This window comes from Phycisphaeraceae bacterium (genome assembly GCA_019636735.1).
Classification (GTDB): domain Bacteria; phylum Planctomycetota; class Phycisphaerae; order Phycisphaerales; family SM1A02; genus VGXK01.
Genome location: JAHBWY010000006.1, coordinates 62,078 through 85,024 on the forward strand (window position 1 = coordinate 62,078; position 22,947 = coordinate 85,024).

21 protein-coding genes and 1 other RNA gene are annotated in these 22,947 nt (G+C 66.9%); 3 read left to right on the forward strand and 19 right to left on the reverse strand.

Annotation, left to right across the window (positions count from 1 at the left end; genetic code table 11):
• The first annotated feature begins 10 nt into the window (after positions 1 to 10).
• Positions 11 to 2,005: a hypothetical protein gene (locus KF724_09585; protein MBX3355936.1), complete on the forward strand. Its 1,995-nt coding sequence runs from the start codon at positions 11 to 13 to the stop codon at positions 2,003 to 2,005.
• 35 nt (positions 2,006 to 2,040) lie between these two features.
• Here KF724_09585 and queG read toward each other — a convergent pair whose 3' ends face one another.
• From queG to KF724_09620, 7 genes are all read right to left on the reverse strand, one after another.
• Entirely contained in the window at positions 2,041 to 3,168 is a 1,128-nt protein-coding gene (gene queG / locus KF724_09590; GenBank protein MBX3355937.1) for a tRNA epoxyqueuosine(34) reductase QueG, read from the reverse strand.
• A complete protein-coding gene (gene hpnE / locus KF724_09595; protein ID MBX3355938.1) occupies positions 3,165 to 4,613 on the reverse strand; it encodes a hydroxysqualene dehydroxylase HpnE in 1,449 nt (482 codons plus the stop codon). The genes queG and hpnE overlap by 4 nt, the downstream gene beginning before the upstream one ends.
• Positions 4,562 to 5,473: a phytoene/squalene synthase family protein gene (locus KF724_09600; GenBank protein ID MBX3355939.1), complete on the reverse strand. Its 912-nt coding sequence runs from the start codon at positions 5,471 to 5,473 to the stop codon at positions 4,562 to 4,564. Before KF724_09600 ends, hpnE begins: the two co-directional genes overlap by 52 nt.
• Positions 5,470 to 6,468: a squalene/phytoene synthase family protein gene (locus KF724_09605; protein MBX3355940.1), complete on the reverse strand. Its 999-nt coding sequence runs from the start codon at positions 6,466 to 6,468 to the stop codon at positions 5,470 to 5,472. The genes KF724_09600 and KF724_09605 overlap by 4 nt, the downstream gene beginning before the upstream one ends.
• Positions 6,469 to 6,555: 87 nt before the next feature.
• On the reverse strand, positions 6,556 to 8,133 hold the full coding sequence (gene rpoN, locus KF724_09610; GenBank protein ID MBX3355941.1) for an RNA polymerase factor sigma-54: 1,578 nt from the start codon (positions 8,131 to 8,133) through the stop codon (positions 6,556 to 6,558).
• 2 nt (positions 8,134 to 8,135) lie between these two features.
• Positions 8,136 to 8,777, reverse strand: a complete 642-nt coding sequence (gene recR, locus KF724_09615) for a recombination mediator RecR (protein MBX3355942.1) — start codon at positions 8,775 to 8,777, stop codon at positions 8,136 to 8,138.
• Positions 8,778 to 8,909: 132 nt separating this feature from the next.
• On the reverse strand, positions 8,910 to 10,283 hold the full coding sequence (locus KF724_09620) for a PIN domain-containing protein (protein ID MBX3355943.1): 1,374 nt from the start codon (positions 10,281 to 10,283) through the stop codon (positions 8,910 to 8,912).
• A 97-nt stretch (positions 10,284 to 10,380) separates the two neighbouring features.
• Between KF724_09620 and ffs the strand changes: the two genes are divergently transcribed.
• Both ffs and dnaX read left to right on the forward strand, forming a co-directional pair.
• An RNA gene (ffs, locus tag KF724_09625) (signal recognition particle sRNA small type) lies at positions 10,381 to 10,477 on the forward strand.
• A gap of 29 nt (positions 10,478 to 10,506) precedes the next feature.
• The gene (dnaX, locus tag KF724_09630; GenBank protein ID MBX3355944.1) at positions 10,507 to 12,231 is read left to right on the forward strand and encodes a DNA polymerase III subunit gamma/tau; all 1,725 of its coding nucleotides are present in this window, start codon (positions 10,507 to 10,509) and stop codon (positions 12,229 to 12,231) included.
• Here dnaX and KF724_09635 read toward each other — a convergent pair.
• The 12 genes from KF724_09635 to KF724_09690 form a co-directional block, all read right to left on the reverse strand.
• Positions 12,182 to 13,948, reverse strand: a complete 1,767-nt coding sequence (locus tag KF724_09635) for a flagellar hook-basal body complex protein (protein ID MBX3355945.1) — start codon at positions 13,946 to 13,948, stop codon at positions 12,182 to 12,184. The two genes, dnaX and KF724_09635, sit on opposite strands and share 50 nt — an antisense overlap.
• A 15-nt stretch (positions 13,949 to 13,963) precedes the next feature.
• The gene (locus KF724_09640) at positions 13,964 to 14,452 is read right to left on the reverse strand and encodes a hypothetical protein (protein ID MBX3355946.1); all 489 of its coding nucleotides are present in this window, start codon (positions 14,450 to 14,452) and stop codon (positions 13,964 to 13,966) included.
• A complete protein-coding gene (locus KF724_09645; protein ID MBX3355947.1) occupies positions 14,389 to 15,387 on the reverse strand; it encodes a flagellar hook-length control protein FliK in 999 nt (332 codons plus the stop codon). The genes KF724_09640 and KF724_09645 overlap by 64 nt, the downstream gene beginning before the upstream one ends.
• Complete coding sequence (locus KF724_09650; GenBank protein ID MBX3355948.1) at positions 15,335 to 16,042, reverse strand: hypothetical protein; 708 nt, start codon at positions 16,040 to 16,042, stop codon at positions 15,335 to 15,337. Before KF724_09650 ends, KF724_09645 begins: the two co-directional genes overlap by 53 nt.
• Positions 16,039 to 16,482 (reverse strand): flagellar FliJ family protein, encoded by a 444-nt coding sequence (locus KF724_09655; protein ID MBX3355949.1) that lies wholly within the window; start codon positions 16,480 to 16,482, stop codon positions 16,039 to 16,041. Before KF724_09655 ends, KF724_09650 begins: the two co-directional genes overlap by 4 nt.
• A complete protein-coding gene (locus KF724_09660; GenBank protein ID MBX3355950.1) occupies positions 16,479 to 17,906 on the reverse strand; it encodes a FliI/YscN family ATPase in 1,428 nt (475 codons plus the stop codon). Before KF724_09660 ends, KF724_09655 begins: the two co-directional genes overlap by 4 nt.
• A complete protein-coding gene (locus KF724_09665) occupies positions 17,906 to 18,619 on the reverse strand; it encodes a hypothetical protein (GenBank protein ID MBX3355951.1) in 714 nt (237 codons plus the stop codon). The genes KF724_09660 and KF724_09665 overlap by 1 nt, the downstream gene beginning before the upstream one ends.
• A gap of 27 nt (positions 18,620 to 18,646) precedes the next feature.
• Entirely contained in the window at positions 18,647 to 19,687 is a 1,041-nt protein-coding gene (gene fliG, locus KF724_09670) for a flagellar motor switch protein FliG (GenBank protein MBX3355952.1), read from the reverse strand.
• 47 nt (positions 19,688 to 19,734) lie between these two features.
• Positions 19,735 to 21,360, reverse strand: a complete 1,626-nt coding sequence (locus KF724_09675; GenBank protein ID MBX3355953.1) for a hypothetical protein — start codon at positions 21,358 to 21,360, stop codon at positions 19,735 to 19,737.
• 144 nt (positions 21,361 to 21,504) lie between these two features.
• Positions 21,505 to 21,846: a flagellar hook-basal body complex protein FliE gene (gene fliE, locus KF724_09680; GenBank protein MBX3355954.1), complete on the reverse strand. Its 342-nt coding sequence runs from the start codon at positions 21,844 to 21,846 to the stop codon at positions 21,505 to 21,507.
• A gap of 6 nt (positions 21,847 to 21,852) precedes the next feature.
• The gene (gene flgC / locus KF724_09685) at positions 21,853 to 22,278 is read right to left on the reverse strand and encodes a flagellar basal body rod protein FlgC (protein MBX3355955.1); all 426 of its coding nucleotides are present in this window, start codon (positions 22,276 to 22,278) and stop codon (positions 21,853 to 21,855) included.
• Positions 22,279 to 22,505: 227 nt separating this feature from the next.
• Complete coding sequence (locus KF724_09690; GenBank protein ID MBX3355956.1) at positions 22,506 to 22,922, reverse strand: hypothetical protein; 417 nt, start codon at positions 22,920 to 22,922, stop codon at positions 22,506 to 22,508.
• Positions 22,923 to 22,947 lie beyond the last annotated feature (25 nt).

A 22,947-nucleotide genomic window follows, 5' to 3' on the forward strand; every position in this document is an offset into this window, starting at 1 on the left:
TCACACTCTCATGCGTTTCGACACTCGCCGATCGATCGTGACGGCCGCACTGGCCGCGCTTCCACTCCTGCTCCTGCCCGCGTGCGAAGATGCGCAAAGCGTCTCGGAGCGAGTCGCCACGGCCAAGCTCGAAGAGGCGCTGGCCCAGGCGGCGAAGGTCTATCGCGATGATCCCTTCAATGCCGACGACGAGCAAGCCCTTGCCGCCGCCGGTGAGCTGCGTCGAATCGCCCAGTCGATCTCCTCCGTGCAGGGTGCCTCTCCCGGGCAGCGCAGCGCGCTCTTGATGGCGGCATCGTCGCTCTCACGACAGGCAGCGGCCCTCGAACTCCAGGTGGCGATGCGCCTTGAGCAGCACCTTCGATTCGAGCGATTGGCTGTCAATCAGGCGGCCGGTGGCGCCGCAGGCCTCGAGTCCCTGGCGACGCCGCTCGAGCGCATCGACTTCGCCTCGGCGCGGACGACACTCGCCACGCAGCGTGAGCAGACCGAAGCGCAGCTTCGACAGTTCCAAAGCCAGATCAAGGCGCTGGAGGGCGCGATGGCGCTCATCGACCAGCAGATTGCGACGCGCAACGCTGAAGCGCAGTCCCTCGAGCAGGGCGCCAGCCAACTGCGACTCCAGGCGCGGGAGCTCTCCGCCCGCCAGGCGTTGCCTCTGATTGAACAAGCCGCCGATTTGCAGCAGCGCAATGCTGAGATTCGCGGTGCGCTCGGCCTGCGCCAGTCGGAGCGCAACGCGATTGAACCGGAGCTGTTCAGCGCCCGAGCGCTCGGCACCGGCGGCGCCGCGATGATGGAGTCAACCGACGCGGCCCTCCAGAATCTCCAGGCCCTGACGGACACGGCGCGGGACGCGGCGAATCGCGCCCGTCGCAGCGCCAGCGAGATCCGCGGCCAGGGCAAGACACGGATTGAGGCGGTCATGGCCTCGATGAGCGAGACTCTTGAGCCGCGCTACCAGGCGGCGGTCGAGGCGCTCGAGCGAGCGGCCACGCTGGCCTCACAGGCGGCCAGCGGAACCGACGCCGACGGCGCAGACTCCGCCAAGATGGCGCAGGCGTCCGCCCAGTTGGCCCTCGCGCGGGCCATGTGGCAGCGGGCCGGTGCTCTTGAGGAACATGTCGATCTGCTTCGTCGGCTCGAATCCGCCGGCGGATGGGGCCAGTCATCGCAGATCGCCGCCGCCATCGAGGCGACGCAGGCGACGCGAAACGAGGCGCTCGAGCGAGCGGGCGACCTCTTCAGCGAGGCCGTCGATTCGCTGGGCCAGCTTCGCACCGCCGCTCGGGTGAACAGCCCCGAGATCGCGGGGCTCACGCGGCAGGCGCAGCAGGCGCTGCGTCGACTCGGTCGGCCCGAAGGAAGCGCCCCCGGCGGGGAGATGCACGATGACCTCGACCGTGGCGTCGCTCCGATCGTGAACGATGGACTGCCCGGCGCCCCCAGTGTTGAAGCTCTCGTTGCGCTCCTCTCAGGTGGTGCCGACGGCGATCCAACGGCCAGCGCACGCGTGATGCGCTCACGCTCCGCTCCGCAGCTCATTGACGCCATGGTGGGCATGGCCACTGCGATGGAGCCATTGCGCGCGGCCATGGTACGGCAGTTCGGATCTGCGGGCGTGCTCGCAGCGGCGAGTTCCGCGGCGGGCATGGCGCCCCCCGGCGCGGCGCGAATCGTGAGCCAGAGTGAGACGGGCGCCGAGATCGAGCTTGCCGGTCCGGGCGGCTCCGTGACGGCCACCGCCTTCGTCGAGGACGGTCGCTGGTTCCTCGACTTCGATGCCTACATCGAGAAGATCGCCCCGGGGCAGAGCATGATGATGGCCGCCGCGCTGCCCATGATGACCGCCATGACCAGCGCCAGCAAGAAGGCGGCCGAGGCCATCGCCGCGCGCGTCGATGCGGGCGAGTTCGCCAGCGCCGAGGAGGCCTTTGCGGCCTATCAGCAGGAGATGGCCAAGGCGATGAGCGGAGCCATGGGCGGCATGGGCGGCGGCTTCTGAGCAAGCGTCAGGTCTTGAGGTGGACTTTGAACCGATCACGGGCTTGAGTCAGCCCGGGCCAGCGCCCGGCGCGCAGTTTCTCGCACCACTGAGTCCTCACTCTCGTCGCTTGTGATCGCTGCCAGGCGCCGCCGGACCGTCTCATCGCGCGGGTGTCGCCCGAGATGTGCCCCGAGCAGAATGACCGCGTTGCGTCGCCACATGGAGCGCGTCGCCCGGCGGAGAATCGCCGTGGTGGCCGCTGCTCGGTGGTGCGCCTCACTCCAGCCGAGGACTTCAAGAAGGTCGAGGGGATCGATGCGCGGTTCATACCCGGCGCCGACACCGGCCCGACGCGATCGTCTGGTCGGCTGGTTGTGGGGACAGACCTCCTGGCAGTCATCGCAGCCATAAAGCCAACGCCCGGGCGTGGCTTCAAGGCGTGGATCAACTTCTCCCGAGTGCTCGATGGTCGAGTAGCTCAGGCAGCGCGAAGCATCGACCGACCAGGCGGTGATGGCCCCGGTCGGACAGGCGTCGATGCAGCGCGTGCAGCTTCCGCATGGGTCGGGCGAGGCGGCTCGAGGCTGCGCGAGGAGTGGCATGAGCGGAAAGGTCGTGACGATTTCTCCGAGCGAGAGCCAGCTTCCGAGGCCCTCGGCGATGAGCAGCGTGTGCTTGCCGATTCGACCGAGCCCCGCCCGCATGGCATGCTCGCGCTCGAGAATCGGCGCCGTATCGACGCAGATGCGAAAGCGATGGGGAGTGTGCCGCGTGCGCCACTCTCTGGCGAGAGGCTCGAGTCGTGAGCGGATGATGGCGTGGTAATCACCGCCCCGGGCGTAGCGGGCCACGAGACCGCGGCGATCACTCGCGTTCTCCGAATCGAGCATGGCTCGCCGCCCATCGTGATAGCGATCGGCGACACAGATGACGCTCCGCGCTCCCGGGACGAGCACGCGCGGGTCGAGGCGTTCCGCCACATGCTCGGCGAGCCACGCCATCTCTCCGTGACGACCATCGTCGAGCCACTGCCGAAACTCCGGGGCGTGGTCACTTGCAACCGCGTCGCAGATCCCGACCAGCGCGAAGCCTGACTCGCGGAGACGCTCCACCACTTCGTCGGTGAACGCGCGCCGCTCCGACTGCGACGGTTCAGCCGGTGTCGAGTCGCCGGGCTTCATCTCAGACCCAGCCAGCGGACGAGGCGACCGATGGGCAGATCGGCGATGACACCACCGCTTCCCGTAATGGCCTGGGCCGTGTGATATCCGCTGCGCACAGCACCTTCCATCGTGGCAGGCCAACCCGTTCGGCACCAATCACCGGCGATGAAGAGATTGCGGCACCCGGCGCCGATGCCGACGAAGTCCGGCGTGCACCCCGGTCGGAACGCATCGACACCCGCTTCGCAGGCGAAGGTCGCTCGCTTCTCCTTGACGGAGCGGACTTCAAGGGGCTCCAGACTACCGCTCCCGGGATAGGCCCAGCGGATGTCGTCGAGCACGCGCCGAGCAATCTCCCGTTCATCGAGCTCCATCCATGCATCAGCGGCGGAGATGACCGCGTGAAGGTGAGCGCGACCGCTCTCATCAACGCCCTTGTTGAAGAGCCACTGCGTCGCCCGCCCCGGAAGCACCAGATGAGGCGTCTGCATGATCGGCTCGGCGAAGAAGAGATGCACTCCGAGAATGGGCGAGGGCCTCAGGGCATCAAGCCTCTGAAGACGACGATCGGCGGCTCGAAGCGTCTCCGAGCAGAGTTTCGAGAGACGATCCCAAGGCACCGTGGAAATCACCGCTCCCGCGGGGATGAACCCCTCGTCGGTCACAACGCCAGTGACGCGATCTCGCTCAAACGCGATCGCCTTCGCGCTGAGGCCAAGGCGCACCTCACCGCCGCTCCTGGCGAGGAGCGCTTCCGCAGGGTCATAGAGATCGACCAGCGGCACACGGCTCAATCCGATCGCGCTGGCGAAGTCGGAGCCGAGGAACCCCTCCTGGAACACCTGCATCGCGGAGGCTGCGTCAACCTTGGCGCAGGGAAGGTTGCAGGCGCTGACGACAACCGGTTCCCAGAAGCGCTCGATCGCACCGGCGGGCTGACGAACTGCTTCGAGGAAAGCGTGGAACACTTTGCCGCGCCACGCCTCGCGGCCGGCGAAACCCATGCGAATGAGCCGCCACATGGCGCGACCGACCGCGCGCCGCTCAGCGAGCGTGAGCACGCCGAAGCGAAGGAAGCTCCCCGTGAAGTGAAGCGGTGGCGCCAGACGACCCGGCCGCAGCTCGCGCGGCGGTCGCGGCGGATCCGCCCACCATGTGGAGCGATGCCATTCGATCCGATCGAGGACGCCTAGGCGATCGTAGAGATCGAGCAGGTTCGTGCAGCACCCCATGACGACATGCTGACAGTTGTCGAGGGTGCGCCCCGAGCGCGGGTCAACGAAGCTCGTGGCGCGCCCTCCCAGTCGAGGTCGCGTCTCAACAACGACCGCCTTCACACCCGCTTCCGCCAGTCGAAGCGATGCGGCGATGCCCGCCAACCCCCCGCCGATGACGACCACCGACTCGGGGGTCATGGTCGTCCCGATGACGCCGCCTTGAAGCGGGCCCTGAAGGCGATCCACGCCTTGCGTGCGGCGCTCAGTCGGATGCGTCGCTCGCGCACCACGCGCTCAGGATCCGCAAGAATCTTCTCGAGGAGCCCGCGATAGATGGTCGTCATCGCCCAGAGCGTCGGCTCGCAGCTCTGCGTGATCATGCCGTCGAGAGCGAGCGAACTCTGGTAGTGGGCTCGGGCCCGATCAGCCTGCGCCTTGATGAACTCCGTGCAGCGATCCGCGGGAGTCCATCGCCGCACCATCTCGGGCGTGAGCTCCATCGCCTCGAAGTCTCGTGCCGGCAGGTAGACATGCCCCTTGTCGAAGTCCTCGCGGAAGTCACGCAGCACATTCGTGAGTTGAAAGGCGATGCCGCGATCGATCGCCAGCTTCGGTGCCTCGGGATCATTGAATCCCCAGACATGGATGCAGATGAGCCCCACCGTGCTCGCCACTCGATAGCAGAAGCGCCGGAGGTCATCCCAGGTCTCATGGGTGTCTCCGCGGATATCCGCGAGTTGACCATCGAGCATGTCGTGGAAGTCCTGCCGCCGGATGGGCCATCGCTGCGTGACCTCACTGAATCCGATCCAGAGCGGCGAATCATCGACCGGCTGCCCCCGGAAGGCCGCATCGGTCGCCGCCCGGAACTCCGCAATCCGCTGGCAGCGCTCCTCGGGTCCGGCACCGCCGGCGTCGGCGAGGTCATCGGCCTGGCGCATCCACGCGTAGATGATGAACATCGCGAAGCGCTCCGGCTCCGGCGTCAGGCGCAGCCCGTAATAGAAGTTCCTCGCGCGGCGACGGGTGATCTCCTCGCAGGCGCGCGCCGCTTGGAGCAGCGCCTCGGTCGGGGGTCCAAGCGAGATGGGGGCGACGGTGCTCATGCCGGAACCCTCGCCGCGCTTGGCACGCTTGGTGCGGCCGTGGACCCCGCGCGGCGTCGCTGCGCCCGCGCCATCCAGAGCGCCTGGAGCACGAGCGTCGCCTTGCGCACGCGGGCGAGGCGCGGTCGGGTGATGCAGGTCTCAAGGCCCCACGCCTCGATCTTGGAGAGCACATGGCGCCCACCGGCGCAGAAGAGCCAGATGATCGGTCGATGCGCCGGAGCGACCCGTTGAAGCAGGACCTCGCCCGCCTCCCACATCGCCCAGGTCCGATCGATGCACTGCCGAAGCACACCGCGATAGAGCTCGAGGAAGTCGCGATCGGGGGCGTACCCGAGCGCCACGGTCCGTTCGAGGCGTCGCTCGAAGTCGGGAATCGCCCCGAAGAACTCCCTTGGAATGTAGAGACGCCCCCGCTCCTGCCAGTCGCGCCGGACATCCTGCCAGTGGTTGGTGAGCTGGAGCGCAGTGCAGATTCGATCACTCGGCTCGAAGTGATCGGCGTCGCGCGGCTCCCCCAGGATCATCAGGACCAGACGCCCGACGGGATCTGCGGAGAGGCGGCAGGAAGCCATCAATTCATCCCAGGTCTCCCAGCGCGTGCGCCGCTGATCCCACTCAAAGGCGCGGATGAGATCGTCAAAGGGCGCGATCGGCAGATCGTGACGAACGATCGTCGGGTGGAGCGCCGTGAAGACGGGATGCCGAGGAGCCCCGGCGAAGCACGCTTCGAGTTCCCTGCGCCACCATCCGAGCAGTTCGAGTGATCGCTCGGGAGAGCCCATCTCATCACCGAGGTCGTCGGCCCAGCGGCAGAAGGCGTAGAGCGCCGCGAAGTCGTCGCGCCGATCCTCGGGGACGAGGCTCGTGAGGACGCTGAAGTTCTCGCGGCTCTGCCGGGCCATTCGTGCGCACCACGCCCGCGCCGACTCCGTCGTCATCGTGTCGCAGCGGTCGGGTCCGTACGAGTCAAGAAGCTTGGCAATGTCGGTCACGACTCGCGTCCGTCCTTGCGGAGAATCTACCAAGGCCCCCGCCTCAGTGAGAGGAGCGTGCATGGGACGCGCCATGCGCCCGACATTTCACCCCTGCTCCGGTGGCGACGAGCGGGCGGGAAGTTCATGCAACTTCCGCAGCTTTGCCGCAGGAATTCCAAGCTGATCGCGATACTTGACCACCGTGCGCCGCGCAATGTCCACGCCACGCTCGCGCAACACCTTGGCGATGGCCTCGTCAGAGAGCGGGCGATGCTTGTCCTCGCCGTCGATGACCTCCCTGAGCAGGGTGCGGATGGCCTCGAAGCTCATCGACGCCCCATCTCGAGTCTCAAGACCGCCGGTGAAGAAGCGCCGGAGTTCGACCAGTCCGCGCGGCGTCGAGAGCCACTTGCCGGCGACGGCTCGGCTCACGGTCGCCACATGAATGCCGAGCTGATCGGCAATGTCACCCATCGGCAGCGGCTTCAGATGCTCGGGCCCTGCGTCGAACCACTCGCGTTGCCGCGCCACCACGGCGGTCACGACACGCAGGAGAGTCGCCTGCCGCTGCTCGAGCGCGTCGATCAGCCACTTGGCGCTGCGGATGCGATCGGTGAGATAGCGCCTCGTCTCTGGATCGGCGCGGCGATCCTTGACCATCTCGCGGTACTGCTCGGCGATTCGAAGCGAGGGGACGGTGCCGTCCGCGAGGGTGCAGACATAGTCATCGCGCTCGCGGTCGTACTCGACGATCACATCAGGCACGATCGGGCGCTCTCTGCGGGAGACCAAGTCGGATCCTGGCGCGAGCGAGAGGCGCCGCAGCAGCCGCTTCGCATCGGCAATGCGCTGGAAGTCGAGCCCGCTCCGTTCCACGATCTGCGGGATGCGATTGGCGAGAAGATCGTCGTAGTGATCGCGGAGCAGCGTTTCGGCATCGCGCCATCCCTGGAGATCATCGGGCGCCGGTGGCTCGGGAACACCCGCGAGTCTCGCGCCAACTTGCAGTCGCAGCGATTCGCGCTGATCTCGCGCCAGCAGCCCGGGTGGCTCGAGGAATGCCTGCGCCACCAAGAGCGCTTCTTCGAGCTGAGCCGCCGTCCATGGACCGCCGGGAGCCTCGGCCGACTGCGCCGCGATCGTCTCGAGGTCGGCACCGAGCAGACCGTCGTCGTTCGCGTAGGCAATCAGCCAGCGACCTCGTGCTGCAAGATGCTCCGGCACCTCCGCGAGCGCCCACTGGCGCTCGAGCGACGACGAGAGCGTGAGCTCGCGATCGGGGGCGTTCGCCATCGCCTCCATCTTGCGATCGGCGCTGCCTTCATCGGCCCGGTGCACGATGCGCGGCGCGCCATCGTGATCCTCACCCTCTCCATAGACGCGCTCGAACTCCCGCGCCAATTCGAAGTTGGCGCCATCCTCGGAGATCTCGAGCGGCCGCTCGGTGAGGGCCACCGACGAGGCGTCCTCTCCGTCATGGTCCTCGGCGCCGTCGTCATCTCCCGGCATGGACTCCGCCTCGGGCTCGACCAGTTCGAGCGCCGGGTTCTCCTGAAGCTCCTGCTCCACGCGCTCGCGGAGTTCCTGCGAGGCGAGCTGGAGCATCTCCATCGCCTGGATCATGCGCGGCGCCATGCGCAACTGCGAGGAGAGGCGAAGTTGGGGTGAGGCCTCGAATCGCATGGCTACTCGAGATCCCGCCGACCGGCGATGGCATCGGCCAGAACGGCGCGCGATGCGTACTCGATGTGGGAGCCGCTCGGCAGTCCCCGGGCAAGCCGAGTCACGCGGACGCCGAGCTTGCGCAAGCGATCCGCGACGACAAGGCCCGTCGTATCGCCCTCGAGGTCGGGGTTCATGCCGAGAATAACCTCGGCGACGGCCACTCCGCGAGCGTTGCGAGCAGGCTCGCGCACGCGTCGTTCGAGATCGGCCAGCGTGAGCGAGTCGGGGCCGACGCCATCGAGTGGATCGACGCGTCCCATGAGCACATGGTAGAGGCCTCGGAACATGCCGGTCTGCTCCATGCTGACCAGATCGCGCGGCTGTTCAACGACCAGCACCACGCTCGCATCGCGCCGCTCATCGGCACAGAGGTGGCAGGGATCTCGATCGGTCAGGTTCCAGCAGGTGGAGCAGTGACGCACCTTCTCCTTCACGGCACGAATCGCATCGGCGAGGCGCAGGGCTTCCTCACGATCCGCCTTCAGCACCCAGAAGGCCATGCGCTCCGCCGTGCGCCGTCCCACTCCCGGCAAGTTCGACAGCTCATTGATGAGCTCCTGCACCGACTCGGGATAGCTCGACTGGGAACGACTCTCGCTCACGAGGACAGTCTAGGGGCTCCGGGATCGCTTCCGAAGCGGCGCGCGAATCGTCTTCCGCGCGAATGGCCGGTCCGGTCGACCGTGGGGTCCCCCCAGCGGAATCTTGATGTGGGGTCTTGACTCGGTGCTCGATCAGCGCCGCGGATTCCTGCCTCGCGATGGCGCACTCTCGCTTCGGCCAGCCGGGCGCCCCGTCACGCGCGGCTGCGAGGTCGCGGCCTCGGCCATGCGCGGAGCGGCGCTGGGCGATCCATCGGGCAGGCGCGGCTCGACCCGGGCGAAGACCAGCCGACCCGCCTGCGTCTGGAGCGTGTTGGTCACGGTCACCGCAAGGACTTCGCCCACGCGCGATGCCGCGTCGTCAACCACCACCATCGTGCCATCAGGCAGGAAGCCGACGCCCTGCCCTTCATTCTCACCTTCACGGGCGATGGTCACGGTCAGCGCGTCACCGACGCTTGCCACCGGACGCACGGCCGCTGAAAGTTGGTGGAGGTTGAGGACGGTGACGCCCTGAATGCCGCCCAGCTTCTGGAGATTCGAGTCCGTGGTCAGGACCCGCATGTTCTCCTTTCGCGCCACTTCGAGCAGCATGCGATCGACCGGCATGCCCTCGACCGAGTACGCCTCGATCGAGACATCGGCCTCCGGCGTGCGCTGAAGCTCGGCGACGAGATCGAGGCCGCGCCGACCGCGCTGCCGCTTCTGGCGGTCGCCGCTGTCGGCCAGCCGCTGCAACTCCTCGAGCACGAAGCGGGGAATGATCAGCGACGCGTCGAGGAAGCCGCTCGCAGCGAGTTCGCGCACGCGACCGTCGATGAGCGCGCTCGAATCGACCAGCATCGGGCGGAGCCCGCGTCGCTGCCGGGCGAACTCCACATAGGGAATCACGAGGCGGAAGTCATCCTTGGTGGTCAGGACCACGATGACCGTCAGGTAGCAGATGATCAGGCCGATGACGACCTTCACGAGGTTCGTGTAGATGCGAACCAGCGGAACCTTGTCCAGTTCCCACGCGCTCATGATCATCTCGATGAGCGCACCGAAGCCGACGGCCGCGACCAGGCCGACGGAGATGCCGATGTAGACGCCAACGACGCTCGAGAGGCGCTTGTTCGGCGTCATCAGGTCGACAAGGACCACGATGACTCCGACCATCGCACCGGCAACGAGCACGCCGAGCAGCGTCCACCCAGTGAAGTGCGTGTTGGTCGTGCTCGAGAAGACGAGCGCCGTGACCGTCACGATCAGCACGATGAAGATGCTGCGGACCGTCATCATCAATAGACGACCGGCTCGCTGCGACGATCCTTCGAAGCCCAGCGGCATGCCGACTCCGCGGCGGACCGGCTCGGCGTCCCGCGAGGACGGCGCCTCCGGGGCGACGGGCGCGGCGCCGCTCTCCATGCGCTCCAAGCGCTCCGGGCTCACGGCGCTTGGCGCATCTCCCCCGATTGTGTGTCCGTTGGCGACAGCCGAGGGAGCCTCCTGATCGTGATCATCCACGGGCCTCGGCGAACCTTCCATCATCGTGAGTCTATGCATCGGCTTCGGGAGCACCATGGCTTTGCTAGGATGCCCCCCTGCGACGGCGACGGAGGACGGTCGGGTCCGTTGGACGGTCGTCCCGGGAACCAGGTCAGGGCCTGACGGCAGCAGCCTTCAACGGCGGCAACCGAGCCCTCGGCAACCTGGCCGTCCTCCGCGTCGTTGCGCTTGAGGTCGCGGCGTGGCCACACGAAAGACTCCATCCAAGCGCGCCGCTGCAGAGCCGAGTGTCGAGGGCGATGCGCCCCGGGGTTACACGGTTCTCGCGCGGCGCTACCGCAGCCGGAGCTTCGACGAGATCATCGGCCAGGAGCCGATTGCCCGGACGCTCAGGAACGCCATCGCCCAAGGGCGCGTTGCGCATGCGTACCTCTTCTGCGGCACGCGTGGCGTGGGCAAGACGAGCATGGCGCGCATCTTCGCCGCCGCCCTGAATGTGAGCGATCAGGCGGAAGCCGAGGCGATCCGGGACGCCATCATGCGCGGCCAGGACATGGATGTGATCGAGATCGACGGCGCGAGCAATCGCGGCATCGACGATGCCCGCGAGCTCATCGCCGCCGCGGGCATTGCTCCGGCGCGAAGCCCCTCCAAGATCTACATCATCGACGAAGTTCACATGCTCACAACGCCGGCGTTCAACGCGCTCCTGAAGACCATGGAGGAGCCACCGCCAAATGTGAAGTTCATCCTCTGCACGACGGAAGCCCACAAGGTTCCGGCGACCATCCAGAGTCGCTGCCAGCGCTTCGACTTTCGCGCGATTCCCCCGAGCCAGATCGGGGAGCATCTCCGGGATATCTTCGCCCGCGAGGGGATTTCGGCCCAGGACGAAGTCGTGCGCCTGCTCGCGCGCCAGGCGAACGGATCGATGCGGGATGCGCTCTCTCTGGCCGATCGCCTCATCGCCGCGAGCGAAGGTGAGCTCACACGCACCCTCGCCGAGGAAGTCCTTGGCCTTCCGGATGAAGAGCGTGTCTCCTCGCTCGTCGAGGCGATCCGGGCTGGCGATGCGGCGCTGGCCCTTGAGCGAAGCGCCGAGCTGCTCGAGCAGGGCATTCCCGTGGAGCGAGCGCTTGAGTTGCTCGCCGATCGCTACCGCACCCTCATGCTGACGCGCGTCTGCGGCGCAGAATCAACGCTCCTTGACCTTGGCGCCGAAGCGCGGCGCGCTGTCGCGTCGCAGGTGGCTGACACTCCACCGGAACTCTTCGTTCATCACATCGCCCTCTGTGATGCGGCCGCGCGGCATGCCCGCGGTGCAAGCACGCCCCGCACCATCTTCGACGCCACGATCGTGCGGCTCGCACTCTCCGATCGCTTCACCTCGCTTCGCGAAGCGCAGCGCGACGCCTCGGGAAAGGGTCCGCGAATGGACGCTCCACGGGGAGCGCCCGCGGCCGGAGGTGCATCCGTTTCGGACGCACCCGGTCGGGCTCGCGGTTCGCTGCCCGCCGCCGTGGCGCCTGCTCGCCCGCAGTCGGCCGCTTCGGGCGAACCGCCACGACCTGCGCCGCCGCGCAGCGTCTCGGCTGAGGCACTCACGCCTCGGCAGAGCTCGACTCAGGACCATCCCCCACGCCCCGGCGCATCTGTGTCGCAGGGAGCATCACCCGCAGCCGAAGCACCGCGGCCCGCGTCGCCTCGAAGCGCGACCGGTGTTGGCGATGCGACGCGCGCGACCGAGGCTGCATCCGCGGCGAGTGGCGTGCGCCGCACACCGCTGCACGGTGCCGATCTCGTGGCGGCGCGCAATGAGGTGGTCAACCATCCCGTGGTCCAGCGGGCCATGGACCTCTTTGACGCATCCATTCATCGAATTGAGCGGATCGAGCGGGCCATGCCCGCCGCGCCCGTCAGCGACCCAGCGTCAGAAGACCCCGAAGAAGCTCATCCGCCGTCGTGATCACGCGACTGGCGGCACTGAACCCGGTGGTCGCCTGCACCATGTCGACGAACTCCTGGGAGAGATCGACATTGGCTTGTTCGAGAGCGCCGCTCAAGACCCGGCCCATTCCGAAGGTGCCCGCGCCACCGACGATGGCATCGCCCGAGAGCGAGGTGGCGCCGAACTGATTGTCTCCGAAGTCCATCAATCCGTCGGCATTGGCGAAGCGGGCGATCGCAAGTTGGGCGAGCACCTGCGTCAGTCCGTTGGTGAATCCACCGACGACGAGCCCATCGGCACTCACCGCGAACTGGCTCAGCGTGCCGGGTGGTGCGCCGTCATTGGAGACGGTGGCGATGGCGCCGTTTGAATCAGCCAGCGCTCGAAGCGGACCGAGCGCACTCGTGAGATTGATCGAGAGCGGCTGCCCCGGGCCGTTGTTCGGAGGTGTCCCCTGCGGCACGATCAGTTGCATGTTCTGCACCGAGGTGAGCTGCCCGTTGCCGTTGAATGAGACGCTGCCCACCTGGATCACGCGGGGAAGCACCGTGGGATTGTTGCTCTCAACCAGCATCTGCCAGGTCGTCGAGCCATCGGGCTGCCGAGCCTGCAGAACGAAGGTCACATCGACGAGCGCGGGGTTCCCCAGCGAGTCATAGACCGCGATGGTGGTTCGAACGCTCTCGCCGTTGGCCTCCTGCACCTGCGCGAGCAGGAATGGGTTCGTCTGCCCCACCGAGCCGCCGTTGACGACAATGTTCGCATTGGTGATCGTGAGCGACTGGACCGTGCCCTCGTTACCGGTGATGACGAGTTGCCCGTCGACGATGGCGACACCGCCACCGAGCGACTGACCATTGACCGTGGTCGAATCCAGGCCGAGCGATGCAGCCATGAACGCGGCGAAGTCGGCGAGTGTGACTCCATGCGCAATCGCTCCGGGAACCGGATCGGCGGAGATCGCGAAGGTCTGCGACGGAATCGGCTTCCCGCCCTTCAGGATTCCGGTGAGCGTGATGGTGCGCGGGTCATCGGCCGGGTCGAACGCGACGATCGAGGTCCCCGTGCCGGTGCCATCATCGATGTAGAGCGTGGTCTCGGTGAGATCCTCATCGCCCACCGCGAGTTGAGTCATCTCGGGATCGAGATAGAAGACCTGACTCAGGTGCCTCGACCCCTGCGAGGCCACGATGCCGGAGGCGTTCAATGTTCCACCGATCGCGACGGTGCTCGTTGCCGCCGCAATAGTGAGCGTGCCGAGCGGAATGTTGATAGGTTGCGTGGCGGTCTGCACGATCGAGCCGTTCGCATCGACCGGGAAGCCCTGCAGGAACAGGCCATTGCGGGTGACGAGATTCCCCGCGGCATCGAGAAGGAATGTCCCGTCGCGCGTGAAGCGCATGACCGGACCGTTCTGCACCATGAAGAAGCCTGCGCCGTCGATCGCCATGTCGGTGGCGATGCCCGTCGCCGCAATGGGACCCTGGATCCAACTTCGCGAGAGGCCGCTCGAGATCGAGCCCATGCCGACACTCGCCGGCAGAGGGCCGCCGCCACCTCCGGACATCATGCCGCCGATTGATCCCGAGACACCATAAAGCGGCGTGAAGTGAACACGGTTCGCCTTGAAGGCGGTGGTGTTCACATTCGCGATGTTGTTACCGATGACATCGAGGCGCCTCGTGTTGGAGAGGAGCCCCGAGAGACCGGTCATGAGTGCGTTGACACTGGCCATGGGGAGTTCCCGCGATCAGGAGTTGCCGTCCTTGCCGTCGGTTCCATCGTTGCCGTCAGAGCCGCCGTTGCCGGACGCATCGCCGCTGCTGTTCGGCGAGGGCTTCGAGGCGTGGATGCTCTGCACGAGCCCCATCGGAACAAGGTGACCGCTCTCCAGTTCGAGCAGCGGGCCGTTGGCGCTCTGGATGACGCCGATCACGCTTCCGGACACCGGCAGGAGTTCCGTGGAGTACCCCTTGATGTAACGGCCGATCATGTCGCTCGCGCCCCAGCTTGAGGCGGAGTCTGCGACCTTCGAGAGTCGCTGACCGAGCTCCATGTTGGTCTGGATGCTGCGGATCGAGTCGATCTGACGCAGCAACTCCGAAGAGTCGTTCGGCTTGAACGGATCCTGGTTGCGCAGTTCGGTGAAGATGAGTTTGACGAAGTCCTCGCTCTTCAACTCGCCGAAGCGGCTGGGAAGGAGCGTGGGGCCTGGAGAGGTGGAGGCGATGACGGACATGAGGCGGATCCTTCAGCGTCTCCGGGCGCCTCGAAGATGGGTCGTGCGACTGACGCCATGGCGAAGACAACTTCGCTTCGTCGGCGCAGCTCGCGTTCGGCCTCCTGCCGACCCTGGCTGGCGTGGCCTCCCGCGTCGAAGGAGTCACCGAGTCCCTGGCGCGTCGTCTCCTCAACGCGCCGGAACTCGGTCGGCTCAACACCGAGCCGTCCGACGGAGATGCCCTGCCGCTCGAACGATTGCCGGAGCATGCTGAGGTTCCCCTCAAGCAAACGGGATGCCTCGGCGCCTCCCCGGAAGAGAACTTCGATCCTCCCTGCCTCGAACCGCATGCGGATCTCCAAGGTCCCCAGTTCCGGCGGCGAGAGACGCATCACGAGCGTGCCGCCTCGCTGCTGGAGGAGCGCGTGAACACCTCGTTCAACGAGCCGAAGTCCGGCGGCTCCTGCGCCAGGCGCAGGAAGTGCGCCTGAGGACGCGTGGGGCGACTCCTGCACTGCGGCGTTTCGGCCGGCCGAGATCGCCCCGGTGGGCAGCGCCGCAGGATCATCGGCCGCCACGGCACCGACGAGAAGCTCCGTGACCGGTTCAAGTTGGGGCACACCCAGCGCCTCGTTGTCGACCGCAAGAGTGGCCATCAGCAGCGCAGCGTCCTCATGACGAAGGGGACGCATCGCGGGAGCAGCGCTCGCGTCTGCCGCGGGCGCATCCGCTCGAGGCGAGGCATCGTCACGAGCCGCTCGACCGCGCCCCTTGCCCTGATCGCTCTCAATGGGCGACGACGCACCCGATTCCATAGGGCTCTTCACCGTCGCCGCCTGCCCCTGCTCAAGGCGCCATGTCGTTGTTCGCCCGCCCACGGAGTTCGGCGGCGCAGCCAGATCAGCGATGGGGTGCATTGGAATGGGCATGGCCACCTCGCCCCTGGAGGGCATGGAGAAGATCGGCTGCCAAGGCCGCCTCCTCTGCACTCTTCATCTCGCGCAAGATGCGATTCGCGTTGAATCGCGACATCTGCTCGAGATACCGGACAGCATCGTCGATGCGACCTCCCCGGGCCGCCTCAACGATCCACTCCTTCGCCTGCCTCGGTGACGCTCCCTCGAGCAGGGCCACGGTGCGACGGAACTGCTGATCCCTGCGACTGGCTTCATCGGTGTCGAGTTGGGCGCGGCGCGCGGCAACCTGTCGCTCGAAGGCCGCCTCTTCATCGCGCAGGAGCGTGGCTCGCTCATCGAGCGAGCGCCCCAGAAGGCGCGCCTCTTCGAGCACCATGCGCTGCCTAATCTGCGCCTGGTCGAGAGCCCTGTCGATCTCCGCCGCACGCTCACCGGCGGTTCGAGGTGGAGTCGCCAGACGAACGCGCTCGATCTCCATCGAGGCCACCCGCTGCTCCTCGGCCTCAAGATGCTCGCGCCGGGCGCGGGCCTCGGGAATCGGCGTGAAGACGAGCGCCCGCAGCTCGCCGAACCGTTCACCATCCATGCGCTCGGTCGCGAAGAGCCAGCCGAGGAAGATGGCGAGCGCCACGAGATTGACGGCCGCCAGCACACCCAGCGCGAAGAGGAGTCGTCTGACCACGGCGCTCATGCCCACTCTCCCGTGCAGCGAGCGGCGATCTCATCAAGCGACGCCTGCTCAGATCGCTCACGCCGTGCCACTTCTTCGCGTTGCCGTCGCTCTCTGAGGAGTTCGACCGCGCGGCGATCCGCCGACGCCGCCGCGAGCACCGCTCTCGCGTGCTGAAGTGCTGGTGCCATCGAGAAGAGCGCCTGCGTCGCCCGGCGTCGATGACGCTCTTCAATCAGGGCCGCATGCGCCGTCAGGCGAAGGGTCGCGGAGTCAAGACGCCCCTCGAGGGCATCGCGTAACTCCTCCTGGGCCGCTTCGATCCGTGCGCCAGCAGCACGAATCGCCTCTTCAGCCGCGAGCTTCATCCGCTCCTGCTCGGCGAGGGCAACAGCCACGCGCAGCTCGGTGTGACGACGCACGCGCAGCACCGATTCAAATGGCCGCGGTGCGGGGCTCATGCGGCGACGCCCTCGGACTTGACGGTGTTAACGCGAGGCGCGGCGACCGCCCTCGTGGCGGCGGCCGTCGTGCCCGCGTTCGAAGCGGGCGCCCGGCGCCGCAATGCCTCGGCCTCGGCACAAAGCTCGGCGAGCGTGGCGAGCGCCACCTGACGCGGCGCGGACTCATCGAGCTCCTGCCGCAGGAACTGATCGATCCGCTCGCGCAGGGCGATTGCCACATCGGCATCGGGGTTCGATCCGCGTGCATACGCACCGATCGAGAGGAGCTCCTGCACTTCCCGATGCGCCGCGAGCAGTCGCAGCATTGCACGACGCGAACGACCATGCTCCGCCGCGGAGACCGCGTCGGCGGAGCGGGAGACGGAGTCGAGCACCTCGATCGCGGGAAAGTGCCCGCGCGACGCAAGGGCGCGAGAGAGCACGATGTGGCCATCCAGCGCACTGCGAGCCGTATCAGCGATGGGCTCCTGCAGGTCATCGCCGTCAACGAGTACGGTAAAGAACGCGGTGATGGCGCCGCGTCCCTCGATGGCCCCCGCCCTCTCAACAAGGCGCGCCATCGACGCGAAGACGCTGGGCGGATAGCCGCGCGTCGTCGGCGGCTCACCGGCCGAGAGCCCCACCTGGCGCTGCGCCTGCGCCAGGCGCGTCAAGCTGTCGAAGAGGAGCATCACCTGGCGACCGGCGTCACGAAAGTGTTCGGCGATGGCGAGCGCCGAGTGACACGCGCGCACGCGCATGAGTGGCGACTCATCGCCGGTCGAGGCGACGACCACACTGCGGGCGCGTCCTTCGTCGCCGAGCACGACATCGACGAACTCGCGCACCTCGCGGCCGCGCTCGCCCACGAGCGCGAGGACGACCACATCGGCGGCACAGCGGCGAGCGAGCGTCGCAAGCAGCGTGCTCTTGCCCACACCGGCGCCTGAGAAGAGCCCCAGTCTCTGCCCGCGCCCGACCGGCAGCATGGCATCGATCGCGCGAATGCCCGTTTCGATCGGCTCTCGCACCGGCTGTCTCAGCAACGGATTGATGGACCGTGGATGCAGCGGACGCGGCCGCAAGCGCGGCGCTTCTCCGCCTCCATCGAGCGGTCGACCGAGTGCATCAACCACACGCCCGATCAGGGCGTCTCCCGCCATCGCCACCGCAGGCAGCGGATCGGCGATGACGCGATCACCCGCAGCAACACCGGAGACCGCGTCGAGCGCCATGACCACCGTACTCCCGCCATCAAAGCCGACCACTTCGCCCATGGCGCTTCCACTCGACTCACCCCGCGGCTCGATGCGAACGGTCGCGCCGATCGGCAGCCGCAATCCTTCGACGGTGAATCCCAAGCCGCGACAGGCGCGCACGGTTCCGGAGAGCCGGCGGGGCTCGAGATGACGGAGCGTCTCGAAGTGGGAGACGAGATGCATCAGATCGCACTCCCCTCGGGCAGCGGTCCGAGCAGCGTTCGCACGACACGATCGATCATCGGGTCAACGGAGGCGTCGACTTCACCACCCGCGGCGCGAGCGATGCAACCGCCACGACCGACGGAGGCGTCCTCGACCAGGCGCACTTCGCCACTGGCCATGCGATGAGCCAGCGGCGCGAAATGCCGCTCGACTGCAGCGCGATCTTCGGGATGGACCACGATGACCGCCTCGCTCGGAGCACCGAGAACCTCGAGCGCCCGGGCCGCCTGCACGGCGGCGAGGTCGGGATCGCCTCGCGGCGCCGCATGCACCACGCGTCGTCCGATCTCGGTGCCTAGACGCACGGCCGCACGAGCGAGCGAATCGATCAGTTCATCGCGTCGGGCGCGGAAGAGGTCGAGCGCCGTCGTCCACTCGGCGGCCACGCGATCGAGCTCGGCCTTCGCCTCGGCGTGAGCCGCTTCGCGGCCTTCGCGGAGCCCCGCCTCGCGCCCTTCGGCACGGCCGCGCTCGAACCCCTCGCGCCACGCCTCAAGCCGCCGCGTCTCCGCATCCTGCTGGGCTTCAAGCGCCGCACCGGCGCGGAGCGCCTCGGCCTCCACGCGGGCGCGCTCGAGCACCTCGCGGGCCGCACGGTCGATGTGTCGCAGGTCAAGGACCGCGCCTGGTCCAAGCGTGCTCGATGTGCGTCCCTGCTTGATGACTGCCATGATCTGAACCGTCCCTCAATCTCTCGCCTAGACGACCAGATCGCGCTCCCGGCCCCGTCCGGCAATCACGATCTCACCGGCATCCTCGAGACGCCGAACAAGGTCGACGATCCGCTGCTGCGACGACTCGACCTCGCTCACGCGAACGGGTCCCATGTACCCCATCTCCTCGCGCACCAGTTCGGCGGCGCGGGAACTCATGTTCGCGAAGATCTTCGCCTTGAGCGCATCCGACGCCGTCTTGAGTGCGAGACAGAGCTCCTTCTGATCGATCTGCTTGAGCACCGCCTGAATGCCGCGATCGTCGACCAGCAGAATGTCCTCAAAGACGAACATGAGCCGCCGGATCTCCTCGACGAGCTCCGGATCCTGACCCTCGACGCCTTCCATGATGGTGCGCTCGGTGGATCGATCGCAGAGATTGAGCATCTCCGCCACGCGGGCGACGCCCCCGACCTTCTCCGCCGCATGATTGAGCATGTTCGAGAGGCGCGCCTCAAGCGCCGCCTCGACCTCGCGCACGATTTCCGGATTCGTCTGCTCCATTTCCGCGACGCGCCGGACCACTTCAACCTGCTTCTCTGGCGCGAGCCCCACGAGGATCTCACTCGCCTTGTGATGAGGCAGGTGACTCACGATGAGCGCGATCGTCTGGGGATGCTCATCCTGGATGAAGGTGAGCAGGTTCTCGCTCTCCGCCTTCTGAAGAAAGGCGAATGGTGTCTTCTGGACCTGCGTCTGGATCTGCTGGATGACGCGATCAGCCTCCTTGGGATCAAGACTGCGCCTGAGGAGCGCCCTCGCGTAGTCGAGGCCACCATCCTTCAGGTACCCCTGCGCCAAGGTGAGCGAATAGAACTCGCGAATCACCGCAAGGCCGAGGGCTTCGGGCACATCACCGAGTGTGGCGAGCATGCCGGTGACTTCCTCCACCGCCTCAGTCGGCATCTCGCGCAACAGCTTGCCTGCCGCTTCGGAGTCGAGCACAAGCAGCAGGATTGCCGCCTTGGTCGTGCCGTCGAGTTCAGCGGGGTCGTTCGGGAGCTTCTGTCCAGGTCGCCATGCCATGGGGAGGTCGTCTCAGCACTCAAGGTGCAGTCACTGCATCGGCCGGTTCAGCCAGCAGCGCGCATCCACCGACGCAGGAGGGATGCCGCTTCCGTCGGACTTCGATCCACCATCTCGTTGATCTGCTTGAGCATCTGGCGCCGTCGAAGGCTCTCATCGTCGACTTCGCGCCCTTCAAGCGGCGGGGTCTCCGCTTCAGCTTCGCCCACGACATCCGCAGCCATGCCCGGAGACACGGAGCCGATCGGCTCAGCGGGCTCGCTGCTCTCGGCACTCGCCGCCACCGCAGTGGTCGGCGCGGCCTTCGGCAGAGCGCGCCACGCGATCAGGAACATCAGTCCGAGCGCCACAGCGCCGATCGCCATGAGCCCGATCATCGGGCCCATCGATGAACCCCCCGTGAGCGGGCCGAAAAGACCGACGAACGCAGCGGTGGGCACCGGCTCGGGTTCAGGCTCAGGGCGCACATCGGCATAGACACTCACGGTCACCGTGCCGCTGCGCGAGCCATCGAAGGTGTCGGTGTCAATCAGCGGCTCCACGCTCCGGCGGATGCGATCGAGCTCCTCGAGCCGAATCGCCTCGAGCGCCGCTTCATCGGGCTCGCCACTGCTGCCCGGGCGCACACGCCACAAGTGCACGATGTAGCTTCGCGGGACATTGATCGAGGCGTTGATCTTCGCGGCGTAGCCGGTCGGGTCTCGGATCAGCGCCGTCTCGCTTGGGAAGCGCGGATCGAGGCGCTGCTCCGACTGCTCCGAGGATGCGCTCTGTCCCCGATTTGACTGGATGACACTCACACCGACATTGGGTCGAAGGCCGACATCTCCGCTCGGCGCGGGCCCCTGTGTGTTCGTTGCGCTCGATCGCTCGGAAAGCGGGCCGATGACCGGCTCCCGGAAGCTCTGCTCGCGACGACTGATGTCCTTCGTCACAACCTGGGCGTGCACGGCCACCATCACGCCGGGAATGAAGGCGAGGTGCTGCTCGATGCGTCGCTGCACGACAGCCTCAAGCCGCGTCTGCTGCTCGAGATTGGTGCCGACGGCAAGGTCCTCGGCGCGACGGGCATGGCGACGGCGCCCCGCCATCGCGTCCGTGACGGTGACATTCTCAACCTTGAGCCCGGGATGCGCGCCGGCGACGAGTCCGGCGACCGCGTCCACGAGGTCCTGTGACATTTCATCGCGCTGCATGACCACGGTGACGCTCGCGGTCGGCGGGACATGCGCCATGCCGAGTCCGGTGGTCCGCTGCGGATCGGCGATGACCACGCGAGCACTGCGAACCCCACGGTACTGCGAGATCATGCGCTCGAGCACGCCCATCGTGGCCGCCAGGCGCAGAAAGCGTGACTGCTCCTGACTGTGGAACGGACTCTCCTGCTCAATCAGCGTGTTGAAGTCGATGAGTCGATCACCGCCGACGCCACTCTCCGAAAGCCCGGCGAGCACCGCGGTGCGCCGATCGGCGGCCACCAGCAGCCGTCCCTGGCGTTCCTCGTGATCGACCCCCTGCTGCTGAAGCCAGAGGCGTGCGGCACCGATCGACTCGGGACTGATCGCGAGCGGGACCTTCGCCGGTCGCCCACCCGCGTACATGATGGCCAGAAAGAGTGCGAGCGCAGCGACAATCGCGACGGAGCCGATGAGCACACGACTGCGAGGGCTCATCTCCGACAACTTCCGTCCAAGAGCGTCGTATGCGTCTCTGAAGCGCTCCACGCGCTGGGCCTCCATGCCGTTCCGATCTCACGCGGGATCAACCCGCGAACTCCGTGCGCCATCCATGGCGCAGCGGTCATTCATCGATCGGACTTAGATGCGGATCTGCTTGACTTCCTCGTACGCCTCCATCATGCGATTTCGAACGGCCAGCAGCATTCTGAATGCGGTGTCGGCCTTCTGGGTCGCGATCATGACGCCTTCGACATCGGAACGACGACCGGCCACGAGATCTTCGGCGGCGAGATCGGCGTCTCCCTGAAGGCGATTCACTTCATCGATCTGTCGGGCGACTTCGGCGAGGAAGTCGCGCTCGAAGCTGGGGCCATCGGCCGAACCCGTTCCAGCAGCGGAGCGATCGGCTCCCGGCGCGGCCGGATGAAGCGCACCAAGGTGGCTTCCAGCGGGTCCGAGCATGCTCAGTGGATCACTCATGGCAGGTCACGCAAGCAGGCCCAGCGCAGAGGCGTAGATCGACTTGGACGCCTCGACCGCTGCAATATTGGCTTCATAGGCTCGAACGGCATCGAGGGCGTCGATCTGCTCCATGACCGGATCCACATCGGGGTAGCGGACATAGCCCTCGGCATCGGCGTAGGGGTGGCCCGGCTGATAGCGCAGGTCGAAACTGTCGCTCTCACGGATGTTCGCGACCCGGACACCGAGGGGCTGCTCGGGCCAGGCCCCGGCGAGCGAACCTGCGGCTGGGTCGCCCACCGCGAACTCGACGCTGCGGCGGCGCCACGGTGCAAAATTGCCGTTGGCGTCGAGCAGCGTCTCCTGATTCGCGAGATTGGCGGCGATGGTCTCGAGGCGCACTCTTTGCGCGACGAGTCCGGAAGTGCTGATGTCGAAGAGGCCATACATGCGCGATCTCCTGCCGTTTGGTCGGCGTGAGGTCTCCTGATGCAAAGCACGCGCCAGGAGAGGAGCACCCGCTCCGCCGCCGGCCGCTCGAGCCTTCGCGGGTTCGTCGCGCGATCATCGCCATCGAGACGCTTCGCCCGACGCGACAACGGGTGTTGCAGGAAATCTGCCATCGAAGACTGCGATCCCGCCCCCGCCGCCGCCAGTTGGCTCCGAACAGCCTCTGCTTACGGCCGCTCGCGGATGGCGCTCAGGATCTGCGCAGTGCGATGGCGATGGAGTTCCGCCGCGGCCCTGAAGGCAAGCACATTCTCAGCGAGATCGGAGAGGAGCCGATCGCCGTCAGCGTCAGTGCGGTCGTGGAAGAGGATGTTCTCGCTGCGCGGCCGAGGCTTGAGCACGACCTCCTGCCCAACGAATCGCACGGTCTCCGAGTCCTGCGGAGCAAACGGCGCGGCACCCTGCCTGGCCCGATCGATCGCGTCGCGAAGGCTCTCCTGAAACGCATCCACGGAGACATCTACGGGTCGAAAGCCGGGGGTCGAGAGATTGGCGAGGTCATGGGCCAGCACGCGCTGCCGTGCCGCAGCGAAGCGCATGACCGTCTCAAGGGTGCGCGAAGTGGTTGTTTCGAGCGGATCCATGCTCACGATTCTGAAGTCAGCGTTG